Origin of the sequence: Nostoc sp. GT001 (assembly GCF_030382115.1) — a bacterium.
In the GTDB taxonomy this organism is placed as follows: domain Bacteria; phylum Cyanobacteriota; class Cyanobacteriia; order Cyanobacteriales; family Nostocaceae; genus Nostoc.
Genome location: NZ_JAUDRJ010000001.1, coordinates 21141 through 34091, shown reverse-complemented (window position 1 = coordinate 34091; position 12951 = coordinate 21141). Strand labels below are relative to the sequence as shown.

Below are 12951 nucleotides of genomic sequence, written 5' to 3'. Positions count from 1 at the left end.
AAATCAAAATTTTCAAATGAGGTGAACTATGGCACAAGACAAAACAAACTTCACATCCCAACAAGACCGTTTACCCCCACAAAGCATTGAGGCTGAAGAAGTGATACTCGGTGGCATCATGCTCGACCCAAGTGCCATGAGCCGAATCAGCGATCGCTTGGTAAGAGATGCTTTTTACATCAATGCCCACAAAGACATTTACCAAGCAGCCCTACGACTGTACAGCCAAGGATTACCAACAGACTTGCTTTGCATTACCAACTGGTTGTCTGATAATGGTTTATTGTTCCGTATCGGTGGACGCAATAAACTGGCCAGTCTGGTTGGCTGTACTGTGTCAGCTGTGAACATCGATGTTTTAGCTGACTTGGTAATGGAAAAATACCAAAGGCGGCAGTTAATCCTTGCTGGCACTGAGATTGTTCAACTCGGCTATGCCACCGAAACTGATTTACCTGTAATTCTCGACGAAGCCGAACAAAAAGTCTACTGCATTAAGTCTGAGCATTCTGCCTCTGACTTGGTTCATATTTCTCATGCCCTAGCCGACACTTTTACCGAAATTGAAGCACGTCATACTGGTAAGGGATCACCAGCAGCAAGCAGTGGATTTTATGACCTGGACAGTATACTCGGCGGTGGTTTTCGCAAAGGACGGTTGTATGTACTAGCTGCTCGTCCTTCTGTTGGTAAATCCGCTTTGGCTGGTAATCTTGCTCTCAATGTTGCCAAAACTGGGAAGATGCCTATCTGCGTTTTCAGCTTGGAAATGTCTACTGATGAGTACGTACAGCGATTCTTGAGCAGTGAATCTGGCATTGAAAATAACTTCTTGGAAACTGGGAATGTCTCTGACAGCCAGTGGCAACCTTTAAGCGTGGCGATCGCAGAATTAAGCGAACAACAGATTTTCATCAACGACGAATCTTGCCCTTCTCTTAATCAAATCCGTAGCCAAGTCCGCCGAATTTCATCCCATTACGGTGGTGTTGGGCTTGTGATCATTGACTACTTACAACTAATGGCTCTTGATACTGATTCACGGGTGAACATGGCTCAACGAGTCGGTGAAATCAGCCGAGGATTAAAAAGATTAGCCAAAGATTTGGATGTGCCTGTACTGGCTTTGTCCCAACTCAACCGCGAAGTTGAACACCGTAACGATAAACGCCCTGTACTAAGTGATTTAAAAGACAGTGGTGCTGTTGAGCAAGACAGTGATGTTGTAATCATGCTTTACCGCGAAGAAATGTACAACCCCGATACCCCAGATCGTGGCATTGCTGAGTTAGTTGTTCGCAAGCAACGCAATGGACCTACTGGTACAGTCAAGCTTTTATTTGACCATCAGTTTACCAGATTCAAGAATTTATCTCGTGGTCGTAGTTTTTAAGGCTCTACTGGAGGATAAACATTGTCTTTTACGCAAGATAGGGAACTGAGAATGATTGAAACTTACCAACAGCTTTTACAACAATGGGCGGCTCTTGCCCCTGATGAATGCTCTACCACTGACAGGGATTACAGGTTTAAGGTAAAAGTGCTGCCCAAAGTTGAAAAGTGTTCTTTCGATAACCCCTGGCGTTCGGTTACTTCCGAAAATCTTACTTGGCGACTTGATGTAGCTGAAGATGTAATTCTCAGACAGTTGAATTTTGTTCTTCTAACAGTTTTACATCGCTGTTCTAACCGTCAGTCCAATATTCATTTCACTTTCATAGAGCTTGGAACTATCGCCACAATCTGCAATGGGCTGAAGTCGCAAATACATCCACATCCGGCACTTGCGGCATTAGACGCTTACGTTCAATTGCTGGAGTTTTAAAACCCATGAAAGCACTTTCAGTCCGTCAGCCTTGGGCATGGGCAATCATTTATGCTCTCAAAAACATAGAAAACCGTGGCTGGCCTATCAATTATCGCGGCGATATTCTGATTCATGCAGCCAAGACTTGTACCAAGAAAGAGTACCAGCTAGCAAGAGAATTTTGTCAAAGCATGGAGGTAGTAATCCCAGATTTAATCTCTCTACGTCGCGGTCAAGTTATTGGCATTGTCACAATAGTTGATTGCAAGTTTTCACCAGTTGCGTCTGGCTGGGGGATGCCTGAGCAATACCACTGGAAGCTGGAGAATCCGCGAGAGATTACACCGATTCCTTACATTGGGCGGTTGGGGATTTTTGAAGTGCCAGATGATTTGGTCATAGAGGTGGCTGCATGACTAAATCAGTAATATTTGAGTTATCTGCAATACCCGAAAAATTCTTAGAGAAAGGGGTTAAAGACTCACAATGCGAATCGGTTGGATGTTTATATCCGTACCTCAAAAATAAAAAGTTACTTGATGGGTCAACCTTTATCAAGAGAGCGAAATCCAAAAAGACATCACCAAAATTAGATGTTTGCAAAAATTTTGATGACACAAAATTAAAACCAGTTTTGCCAGATGATGCACCGATCGCCATAGTACTGTTCGCTGGGGGCGGTAAAATTGAAGCCGGGATGGTGCAAGCCGGGATTCGTCCAGTCATTGCGGTGGAGTTCGACCCCACAAAACCAGACTTGAGCAGGGCGATCGCCAAAACTCATCACCACAACTTCAGCGAATACGGGTGTAGAGTCGTCCAACTAACAGTACAAGAAGTAGTACAGTCAGGATTCATAGGTTTTCCCCGCCGCCCCGATTATCTCCACGCCTCTCCGGTGTGCGCCAACTTCAGTCAAGCCCATACAGCTAAAGCGGGTAAGGGTGGGGAAACGGCTGACGACTTGACCGCAGCGATCGCAGTAGCAGAAGCTATTCGACAGTTGCAACCACGGGTGTTTACGCTGGAGAATGTGCCGCGTTATCAGAACAGTCAGAGTTTCAGTATTATCCTGTCAGCTTTGGAGCAAGAGGGGTACTCGGTCGATTACAGCATGGTCAACATGGCTGACTTTGGGTTGCCCCAGGCGCGGCGACGGTTAGTTCTGGTTGCAAGCAAGGGTTTTCAGGTTGCCCTACCCACAGAGATNAAACCTATCGGTTGGTACTCAGCGATCGCCCATCTCATCCCCGCAATGGCTGATTCACACCTGCTGCCCAAACAGCAACAAGCTTTGGAGGAATTTTTAGCCGGAAATCCACCAACACCACTGCTAATACAAAGAGTTGGGGGACGTTCACAGTCTAAGTACAAACCTGGGCATCTACCTTGCAACACTATCTTGCGATCGCACTTCACCGATCACAAGGGCTGCAACCGTAGTAAGTTCGCTGATATTTGGTTGCCTGATGGAATAGTTAAATCTTTGTCAATTCAAGGTGCAGCCATTTTACAAGGTTTTCCGTCTTGGTATGAGTTCCCGCCTGAGACTGCTACGGCGGGGTCGATTATCGGCTATTCTGTGCCTCCCAGTTTTGCGACTCAATTATTCATGTCGGCACAAAGTTATAGCTATGTAGGCAATAGCTAAGGCTCTACTCCTTCATCAATCCAAGCATCAATTGCTGTTTTTACCTCTAATTCAGTCACGGCAGACCATTCCTTTTCGTTGATAGTGGTTTTAAATACCGCTCTTTTACCGTGACCAACTTTTTCCATTAAGTATCCGCGATACACATTTTTAGGCTTAATCATTTTTCTTAATTATCTTTAGAGAATATTATAAACTGTCGCTCAATAAGAAGAGTAGTTTGATTTGCTATAATAGCTGCTGATCAAGGGGATTATTATAACTGTGTGTAAGTCAAAAGGAAACAAATAGTTGTATCCAGGTAAGGGGTTGCCTCTGGTTATTCCTGAACAAATGCTTATCTCTAGAAACCAAAATTAAGAATTTCAAATATCGTTGACGCTTCATCTTACTATTGCAATTATTCTTCCACAGTCCAAGATACCTCTTGCAACAATTGCAGGCTGTAAAAAACCCTTTTACGAAGGGCAGTGATTCTCACAAAAATACTCTACCGAGTTATTCACATCAATAGAGTATATAAATTTACTATAATCATCTTTTACCCGCATTCAGTTTATAATTTAGCCAATATTTATACCTCTGTATAAGTACTGTAAATATTGCCTACAGCGATCATCCTAGAAGAGACGAACTTTCGGCAAAATGTTTCAGATTCCCTGATAACTTCCTGTATTCTGGGATATCCATTCTTTGCGGAGAGCCGAATGATTCCTATAAATATGAAACGACTATCAAAAAAACCTCTAACCCAGTTCGCAAGGAAACAGAAGTAACCCTACCACCGACTGAACCCATTGAGATGCCTGAGAGCCAAAATATTCCTGAACCAGTGATTGAACCAAATCCACCTGTATACATTGAAGACTACGTTTGCGAATCTGAATACATCTGTGAACATTATCGTCCCTTACGCTCTGTGGGTAACTCCGGGTGGCAACCGTCTGATGTGTGGCGAGAGTTGAGGGTTGATGATTTCTGTGAGTAAATTAAGCTCTGACTGAATAAAAATTAATATATCATCCTAAATTACCTTCAAAAAAGCTATAAAACTCTTAATAGGCAAGAAAAATCAACATTATTTACTAGTTATTTCTGGGGTGGGAGCGCTGATTCGGGGTTTTGAGCTTTATTGTCTAGCCTAATTTTGATATCTAATTAATAATTTGACATAACAGATACTGAAGAACCAAAATTATTAAACCTTAAGCAAGCTAGAAAATTTTCTAGCTTGCTTAAGGTTTCGTTAAGTTATAGAGTTAAATATAGTGCTTGAATGAAAGTCTATATCCAGAGTAGTTAATCAATTTCACCTTTGGGTAAAGAGCAAATGAATATTAGATGCAATTGTATTAAGATAAGGTTTACTAAATTTAATCGGCAATGCTTGCTGATTATACGCCTCTTGCAAGGCTCACTCCAATTGCGCTTTACTTAACAATATTTACCAAAAATACAAGCTCCTTTCAAATGTTCTAAAGTTCATATAAATGATTTATCAGTGAAGTTTTGGGCTACAAGTAAATACTCTGAGAAGAGATGTGCTAAAAATGGTTTTACGGCAAGTATGCTGTAGTTAACATCTATATATTTGTTAAGTATTGCACTTGGCGTTTCAAGTCTAAATAATTCATTAAATTTGATAAATATTGCAAGTTATGAACAAAAAATGGGCTATCAAACGAATCACAATAAATCTCGCATCTGCTGAAAGCGAAAAACTTGAAAAATATTGTACAAGTACAGGTAGACCTGCAACTGATGTGATTCGGGAGTTAATTCGCTCTCTCTCCATAACCGAGTTGTCAGCGTCTGAACAGACTATACCTACCCTAAAATATGATGTTCCCATTCTGAAATAATGGCAATTGAATCACTTGGGTTTGTTTGGCGTTATCAAGGTTAGATAACGAAATCCCCAGCAATCTAATACTGCGGTTTTCCAAGTCAATTGATTCAAACAGTGCTTTGGCTAATTCAAAAATCGTATCCAACTCACTGATTGGAACAAACATTTTTCTGGCTTCATAACTGGCGGCTGCAACTACGCCTCGCTGATTCGGACTGCCATCGACTACTAACGGTTTTCCTCGGTAGTTAGGGTTGTCCCTCTGCTCTACCGATGCGTAAAAAGCGTCCATATCTACGTGAATTATTTTCCTAGTTCTAGCGACAGATTCTTGTCCCAAGCGTAGCTCCACCACAAGCAGTCTCGTTTTTCACAGCATTTTCAAAGAAGTATAGCAATCGCCAAGGTAGTTAGGACAAACAGTATAATCTATGAGTAAAGTAATACTGGATACTTTTGAAGCCTTCAGCACAAAAACAGATCATGCCAAAACCCTACAGTTACGACTTACGTCAGAAGGTAATTCAGGCAATTGAGTTAGACGGGATGAACAAGAGTGAAGCGGAGGGAGTTTTTCAAATCAGTCGAAATACAATCAACCTTTGGCTTGAACGAAAAGCCAGCACGGGAGTAACCCAAGCGTTACCGAATAAACACTCTTGTAATGGGTATAAAATTACCGACTGGGAAAAATTTCAAAAATTTGTCGAGGTTAATGGGGATAAAACTCAAGTAGATATGGCCAAATTATGGTCGGTAGAAATTAGCGAGCGCACAATATCAAGAGCCTTAAAGAAAATTGGGTTCACTCGAAAAAAAACTTATGGTTATCAAGAACGAGATGAAGTTAAACGACAAGAATTTAGAGAAGAAATAGCGATGTACAAACCAGAGTCAATAGTCTATATAGATGAAGCTGGAATGGATAATAGAGAAGATTATGGCTATGGTNNNTTTGAATTAGGTCAGCGATTTCATGCACTTAAAAGTGGCAGGAGACAAGGACGGGTTAATATGATTGCTGCCTGTTGTAATGGGAAATTATTCGCTCCATTTACTGTAGAGGGTGCTTGTAAGCGAACTGTCTTTGAAAGAGGAAGAGAAACTTGTTTAATACCATCGTTAAAACCTGGACAAATAGTGATTGCAGATAACGCCACATTTCCTTCCGGCGGACGTATTCAAGAATTAATTGAATCGGCAGACTGTCACTTAAAATACTTGCCATCCTATTCACCTGATCTTAATAAAATTGAGCATTGTTGGTCATGCTTAAAAAGCCGAATTCGTAAACAACTAATTCAATTTGACTGTCTTCGGAATGCTATGGAAGATGTACTTCGCCCAGCGTCCTAATAGCCTTGTCCGTTGCTATATCCCGCTTTTGTCACTCTCCGGAAACAAAAATCAAAAGCAATGTTTAAAACTTTGACTGTGACTGGGTTTGTGACTTTATTTTCTAATATGATAAACATTATCATTGCTTTAGACTGAAACCCTTATGTGGCAATGATTCTAGATTTTTATTTATGGAAAGTGACAGAAGCTGTTTACGGACGCGCTGGCTTCCGTTATGGATGGAAGAAACAAAAAAAGATGCACGAAAAAAACTACACTCTTATTGTGTCCTGAGAGTTAAGACCGATCCCCCAATGGTGCTTCGTCGCCCGTACAGAAGCTTGGTTCTGGGTTGAGACGGTTATGACATTGGTGAAATGGCAGCAGCCATTATCCCGCTTAGGAGACTGTATTCATCCGTCAACCCAGCTCAGGGCACACCTCCAATTGCTAGTATGACTCCGCATTCGTGAGGAAGCCTTTGATGATGAAAACACCAAAGTCCAAATCCCATTTACATCGACCAAGTACGAATGACACTTCCGATTTAAGACCTATCAACCCAAATGCAGCAGGTATTGATATCGGTTCAGAATTCCACTGGGTGAGTGTTCCAAAGGATAGAGCTTCCGAGTGTGTCAGACGTTTTGGCTGTTACACTGCTGACTTGTATGCTCTTGCTGATTGGCTAGCTCTTTGTCGAGTAGAAACTGTAGCAATGGAATCAACAGGGGTGTATTGGATTGCATTGTTTCAAATCTTGGAGACAAGAGGCTTTGAAGTCAAACTTGTCAACGCCCATCACGTTAAAACTTTACCTGGACGTAAAACTGATATTTTAGACTGTCAATGGTTGCAACAGTTGCATAGTTATGGATTATTGTCTGGTTCTTTTCGCCCGGAAGACCAGATTTGTGTTCTACGGAGTTATATCCGCCACCGGGATAGTCTTATCAAAAGTGCTTGTGTTCATATTCAACGGATGCAAAAAGCTTTAACCCAGATGAACGTGCAACTGCATAAGGTGGTTAGCGATATCACTGGTACTACTGGGATGGCAATTATTCGAGCAATTGTTGCTGGAGAAACAGACCCACAAATTTTGGCAGCGAAAAGACATCACCGTACTAAACGCTCTGAAACAGAAATTGCTGCTGCTTTAAATGGTGATTATCGCAATGAGCATATTTTTGTACTTCAACAGGAACTACAACTTTATGATGTCTATCAAGCTCAGATAGCCGCTTGCGATCGCCAAATACAGGAGTGCTTGGCTCAATTTAGTGACAAAGTTAATCTCGATGAATCTCCGCTTCCGCAACCAAAGCACCCTCGCAATAAACCTCAAGGCAATGAACCCGCTTTTGATTTACGTACCCATCTTTACCGAATTAGTGGCGTGGATTTTACTGCCATTAATGGTCTTGGTATCCTTACCGTACAAACCATTATTTCTGAGGTTGGTTTAGATCCTACCCGATTCCCAACTGTTAAAAACTTTACTTCCTGGCTTGGTCTTTGCCCTTGCAATCGCATCACTGGGGGTAAAGTGAAAAGTTCTCAAACTCGCTTGGTGGTTAACTCTGCTGCCAATGCTTTCCGAATGGCGGCACAAACAGCTGGCAAGAGCAATTCTGCCTTGGGTGCTTTTTATCGTCGCTTACGTTCTCGCCTTGGTACGCCCAAAGCTATCACTGCTACTGCTCATAAGCTGGCACGAATTTTCTATCGACTTTGGACATCTGGAGGTAACTATCAAGATATTGGCATGGATTATTATGAGCAACGTTACCAAGAACGGGTTATCAATAACCTCCAAAAAAAGGCTCTAGCTTTAGGTTTTGAGCTTGTTCCTCAGCCCGAAGCAAATACGGTTTCTTAGGAGAGGGATATCATTATCTTTTAGATGTGAATTTATGATTTTTGCTGAGTAATTTATTTCTTGGAAGTCCCCTAGGTAAATCAACACAACCTACGGCGTTAGCAAAGCTCGCCGTAGGCATCGCCGCAGACAGCCAGTCGGTCTTGACNCGACCAAAAAAAGGGGATGTGTATGGTTTTGACGGATGCAAAAAGGTAAAAGGAAGAAAGCGACAGACTTTGGTTGATAGCCTGGGACTTTTGTTGAAGGTCGTTGTCAGTGAAGCCAATGCTCCAGAAAGAATACTTGCGGCTTACGCATATATGGAACTGTTAGAGGAGCGCCCAGAATTGCTGGAAAAAGTTAAAGTCATGTGGGTTGATTCCGGTTATGACGGTGTAAAGAAAGCACTTTGTGTTTGGCTGATGATCCAAGCTCACGTTGAAGTTATACGCCGTACTGAACAAGAATTTCAAGTTCTGCCCAAACGTTGGGTAGTAGAACAATACCTCTGCCAATTTACGAGGGTTCAACGCCAGTGGAAACGGGATGAATACGTCCTAAAGAAGTAAGCTTGGCAAAAATCTGGGTTAATAAAATAGGCTCAGGGATTTCGGGAAGCATTTTTAACATTTCACGAACATATCGAAAACCACGATGGTAAGCCTTAAGGTCAATAATGCCAGAACCGGGATTGAGTTGCTGGAAATCAGCGAGAAGATGGTGGGATAAATTGACCATAAAAAATGCTAAATTAGAAGCATTAGTCACGGCAGTTTGGCTCAGGTTCATAAAATCTTCCAATCCCCAAAACTGCTTGGCATCCCTAAAATTAAACTCGATTTGGAAACGGAGTTTGTAATAGTCGATAATTTTTTCAAATGACAGAGTTAGGTCGCTAGAAAAAATAATTACATGGCTGCAAGCATTAGTTTTAAGATTGGTTTTGACCAAAATCACTACATTGAGAGCTTGGGCAAATTCTTTGTGAATAAGAGTGGCTTGATAAATATCAGTTTGAATATCATCCTCAATAGCACTTTTACATAAGTATTTGTCAGGTATATTACGATAGTCTAGCTTATCACCGTATTTACGACGAGAGCGCTTACTGGAGTCAGGATTTTCATAAGGGAAGTATAATGCTGAATCATGGCGCAATTTGGAAATTATCTGCAAGTTGACAAGACGTGCCATCTGCAAAGCATTGTTGTTACCAAAATGACCATCTACTACCAAGTAGGTGAGGGAAATAGAGTTAGCTAATAACTTGAATAGTGAACCAATCATTTTCTGAATTAGTATTAATTCAGATGTTAATATCACTTCCTTTTTATTTTTGTTTTTACTTCCTTTTGGTCGTCCACGCCCACGCTTTTCTTTTTTTGTTTGGTTTTTCGATTGTCGAGGTACTTTTTGTTTGAGTATCTTTCTTTATTACCTGTTCTATCTGAATCGGAAACGAGTGCCTCTGTTCAACACTCACTAATGATAATACAAAGAAAGATAATCCTGATATCGGTTTATTGGCTAGGCTAGAAAAGAATCTATCTAATCCATAAGTCTTTTTACCCGATTTACTGACTACAACTTCATCTCCTGCAAGCAAATATACCTCATTCGCACGGAACAAATGCTTGCGGAAAAATAGCCAAAACAATGTAGCCCAAGGTATTACTGTATGAAAAAACCGCAACATCGTCCGATAACTACCACCAATGCCTGCCCAACGGGAAATTCCCAACATCGTGACTCGTCCGCTCATCGCTAACATAGCCAGGATTATCTGGTTCAATTGCCGCATCGTCGTAGCGTTTATCTGCGGTAGCAAGCATTGTAGCAGTGATAAGATATCGGACATGGGCTGATTGTAGTTTTTGAGTTGTCGTTGTGAGAGACAATAACTCTACTACATCGGCCCTCTCTCCTCATCCTCTTATTTTGGCTAAGGTATTGTCAGATGAATAACCTTGACGAGTTGCTTCTCAATAGAGGGTTCAAATATTGGTTCTCTTGCTGTCAACTTCTTGTAACCATAAACACCACTTGGACGTTTCACACTGTAGTGGTGTACTTCGCAGCCAGTCGGAGCAATGTATTGCCCTTCTTTATTATTCAATTGCGAATGTAACTGTTCCACAAGGGAGGCGATCGCATCCATTCTCTCGGTTACACCCAAAGAGTGGGCAGTTTGAGGGCATCCCCTGGCCATCAACATCATGATTGCAGCCTGGCGACGTGTAATTCTAAAGGTTTCTCTGAAGCGCTCCTGCTCAAGAAGGCGCACGCGAATTAGTTCGATCTCCTCGTCTGGACTCAATTTCATCGCTGAACCACAGGTTTTGTAATTCAGGCATTCTCCAGAATCTAGTAGTCCTGGTTGCAGCATCATACTAGCGCAGTCAAAGCCGAGTCCACATATTTTCGTCGGCATAGTTTTTCTATAGTTCTAGCTGAATAATTTTATTATATCAGCTAGAACTAAGCGAGATGCCAGCTACCTTTTGGGGAGAAGTTTTAATCGTATTTTATGTCGGATAAAAGATAAGGGTATCTTATTTTGTCTTTCCCCGTGATCGTATATACTGAATTTTTAAATTCAGAGCCACCCAGTGCGATCGCATAATTATTGTGAATAACCCTGAACTAAATAATTTACCTCCGATTAAACTCATTGCTCTTGACGTTGAAACGGCATCGCTGACTGGGCGCACAGCGAGTACACGACTACCAACCGATATTCGGTGGGTAAAGGTGCTGGAATTTTTACGCAGCAATAACCTAGCGCCTAACAGTCGTAAGCTTTATGAACGCGAACTGAAGCGATTTTTGGCTTGGAGTGAACTACATTATCATGAACTGCGTCCACGTCACCTTGCGCTATATAAAGAATATCTCCGTGATGAAATACGGACTGATGTTGGTAAACCGCTTTCAAAAAGCAGCATTAATGCGGGAATTGCGGCACTCAAAAGCTTTTTCAAATGGATGTGTTACACGTATCCTGAAATTATTGCTACTAATCCTACACTGGGGATAAAACTGGAAAAAGTACCACTGCCACCAGCCCAGAGTTTGACCCCTGAAGAAATGGAACGGGTGTGGTCAGCGTTGGAATTGCTTGGAGAAACAAAGCAACGGGATACAGCACTGGTTCACATTCTCAGTCATGGGCTACGGGCTGGAGAAATTGTGGAGTTAAATGTTGGGTCGTTTGATGGTAAGTTACTGTTTTTACCAGATACCAAAACCAATGAACCGCGCTTAGTGCCACTGCGAAAAGAAAGCCGAGAAGTCGTGGCAGATTATTTACAATTGCGCTCACAGCAAGGAGAGGTGTTAAACAGCGACTCCCCACTGATGATTTCACACCATGCTTCATACAAGGGCGAACGCTTGAGTTATTACGGTATTTACTTTGCTGTAGAAAAAATCGGTGAATTAGCTCACATTGAGGATTTGCATCCTCACTCCTTTCGGCATACCTATGCTACGGATTTAATATTACTAGGTCTTGACCCAACTCATGCTCGTAAGCTAACAGGGCATCATAGTGACAGAGCTTTTCGGCGATATACACTTCGTGGCGAACAACAAGCTGCGATCACTGCCTACTATCGTGCGATTGGTGAAGAGGAGCCAGAGTAGACTATGCCAAAGCCGTTAGACCCCAAGTGTCAGTTATGTGCCAAGTTACCAACAACCCAAGCTAAAGTGCTGCATGGAACAGCAGGGGATGGATGTTGGAATCCAAAAGTCTGCCACAATCGCCGCTCATTCTATCGCTACCGCTCCCAGAAGAATTCAGCAGAAATTGATTCAGTAACAGTCGAACCCCCAGCAACATATTTTGCAGTGCTGTATTTATATAAAGAATCAGGGGATAAGCCATTGCACGCCTTGGGCGCAGAACTGTGGCTGGGACAACAGCCTATTTGTCGGCTAGAACCAATTCACTGTTTTGGGTTAACGGCTGGCAAGATCCGCGCCTATACAGATCAGGTGTTGCAGGCATTTGCCAAGCAATACGGTGTTTCACTATATCAATATAAGGAGCTGTTCGAGATTGCACCAACACATTGTCCAGTGCGTCCTTGTCCCCTGCACCCTGACTGATCGTCATACAAGCGATCGCTCTAGCCTCACTCACATTCATACTTCCCAAGATTCCAGTTTTAACCCTTCCGCACCCTCCAGTCCGGCATAACGCATGAGAGAACTTCCCAAAAACCATTACCATAATTGCGGTGCAGCAAGTGAACAATCTCATAGGCTACTACGTACTCCAAGACTGACAAAGGCACATCAATTAACTGCCAATTGATGCGAATCACTCCATCTTTTCCGCAGGTTCCCCAAACTCGCTTTTGCTCTGAAAGCCTAACAGGTGGTAACTAAACACCCAACTTACGGGCATAAACTTTGATTTTGATGAAGTTCTGAAT

Annotated in this window: 13 protein-coding genes and 3 pseudogenes; 11 read left to right on the top strand and 5 right to left on the bottom strand. The window is 42.2% G+C overall.

The features are described 5' to 3' along the window. The first annotated feature begins 28 nt into the window (after nucleotides 1-28). From dnaB to QUD05_RS00170, 4 genes are read left to right on the top strand one after another with little or no spacing between them, the layout of a single operon-like run. A complete protein-coding gene (dnaB, locus tag QUD05_RS00185; protein ID WP_289794420.1) occupies nucleotides 29-1393 on the top strand; it encodes a replicative DNA helicase in 1365 nt (454 codons plus the stop codon). A gap of 51 nt (nucleotides 1394-1444) precedes the next feature. Next, the gene (locus QUD05_RS00180; protein ID WP_289794419.1) at nucleotides 1445-1825 is read left to right on the top strand and encodes a hypothetical protein; all 381 of its coding nucleotides are present in this window, start codon (nucleotides 1445-1447) and stop codon (nucleotides 1823-1825) included. Between the two features lie 5 nt (nucleotides 1826-1830). Then, complete coding sequence (locus tag QUD05_RS00175) at nucleotides 1831-2223, top strand: ASCH domain-containing protein (RefSeq protein WP_289794418.1); 393 nt, start codon at nucleotides 1831-1833, stop codon at nucleotides 2221-2223. Then, nucleotides 2220-3458: a DNA cytosine methyltransferase gene (locus tag QUD05_RS00170; RefSeq protein ID WP_289794417.1), complete on the top strand. Its 1239-nt coding sequence runs from the start codon at nucleotides 2220-2222 to the stop codon at nucleotides 3456-3458. Before QUD05_RS00175 ends, QUD05_RS00170 begins: the two co-directional genes overlap by 4 nt. On the opposite strand, the gene QUD05_RS00165 is transcribed toward QUD05_RS00170, so the two are convergent. Next, a complete protein-coding gene (locus QUD05_RS00165) occupies nucleotides 3455-3622 on the bottom strand; it encodes a hypothetical protein (RefSeq protein ID WP_289794416.1) in 168 nt (55 codons plus the stop codon). The two genes, QUD05_RS00170 and QUD05_RS00165, sit on opposite strands and share 4 nt — an antisense overlap. 638 nt (nucleotides 3623-4260) lie before the next feature. Here QUD05_RS00165 and QUD05_RS00160 point away from each other — a divergent pair. Both QUD05_RS00160 and QUD05_RS00155 read left to right on the top strand, forming a co-directional pair. Then, nucleotides 4261-4446 (top strand): hypothetical protein, encoded by a 186-nt coding sequence (locus QUD05_RS00160; protein ID WP_289794415.1) that lies wholly within the window; start codon nucleotides 4261-4263, stop codon nucleotides 4444-4446. Nucleotides 4447-5116: 670 nt separating this feature from the next. Continuing rightward, a complete protein-coding gene (locus QUD05_RS00155; RefSeq protein ID WP_289794414.1) occupies nucleotides 5117-5320 on the top strand; it encodes a ribbon-helix-helix domain-containing protein in 204 nt (67 codons plus the stop codon). Here the strand turns inward: QUD05_RS00155 and QUD05_RS34260 are convergent. Beyond that, the gene (locus tag QUD05_RS34260; protein ID WP_289794550.1) at nucleotides 5291-5599 is read right to left on the bottom strand and encodes a Y-family DNA polymerase; all 309 of its coding nucleotides are present in this window, start codon (nucleotides 5597-5599) and stop codon (nucleotides 5291-5293) included. The two genes, QUD05_RS00155 and QUD05_RS34260, sit on opposite strands and share 30 nt — an antisense overlap. A 191-nt stretch (nucleotides 5600-5790) precedes the next feature. Here QUD05_RS34260 and QUD05_RS00145 point away from each other — a divergent pair, with 191 nt between their 5' ends. The 3 genes and pseudogenes from QUD05_RS00145 to QUD05_RS00135 form a co-directional block, all read left to right on the top strand. Beyond that, entirely contained in the window at nucleotides 5791-6663 is an 873-nt protein-coding gene (locus tag QUD05_RS00145) for an IS630 family transposase (protein WP_289794413.1), read from the top strand. A 469-nt stretch (nucleotides 6664-7132) separates the two neighbouring features. After that, nucleotides 7133-8527, top strand: a complete 1395-nt coding sequence (locus QUD05_RS00140; RefSeq protein WP_289794549.1) for an IS110 family RNA-guided transposase — start codon at nucleotides 7133-7135, stop codon at nucleotides 8525-8527. Between the two features lie 71 nt (nucleotides 8528-8598). Further along, nucleotides 8599-9051, top strand: a pseudogene (locus QUD05_RS00135) (transposase); the annotation flags it as partial. Here QUD05_RS00135 and QUD05_RS00130 read toward each other — a convergent pair. Then, a pseudogene (locus QUD05_RS00130) lies at nucleotides 9026-10367 on the bottom strand (transposase). The pseudogenes QUD05_RS00135 and QUD05_RS00130 sit on opposite strands and share 26 nt — an antisense overlap. 84 nt (nucleotides 10368-10451) lie before the next feature. Beyond that, on the bottom strand, nucleotides 10452-10940 hold the full coding sequence (locus QUD05_RS00125) for a hypothetical protein (RefSeq protein ID WP_289794412.1): 489 nt from the start codon (nucleotides 10938-10940) through the stop codon (nucleotides 10452-10454). 194 nt (nucleotides 10941-11134) lie between these two features. Between QUD05_RS00125 and QUD05_RS00120 the strand changes: the two genes are divergently transcribed. Continuing rightward, nucleotides 11135-12154: a tyrosine-type recombinase/integrase gene (locus tag QUD05_RS00120; RefSeq protein WP_289794548.1), complete on the top strand. Its 1020-nt coding sequence runs from the start codon at nucleotides 11135-11137 to the stop codon at nucleotides 12152-12154. A 3-nt stretch (nucleotides 12155-12157) separates the two neighbouring features. Continuing rightward, nucleotides 12158-12622 carry a hypothetical protein gene (locus QUD05_RS00115; protein ID WP_289794411.1) on the top strand — a complete coding sequence of 155 codons (465 nt, stop codon included), beginning with the start codon at nucleotides 12158-12160 and terminating at the stop codon, nucleotides 12620-12622. Nucleotides 12623-12681: 59 nt separating this feature from the next. Here the strand turns inward: QUD05_RS00115 and QUD05_RS00110 are convergent. Continuing rightward, a pseudogene (locus tag QUD05_RS00110) lies at nucleotides 12682-12885 on the bottom strand (M48 metallopeptidase family protein); the annotation flags it as partial. Nucleotides 12886-12951 lie beyond the last annotated feature (66 nt).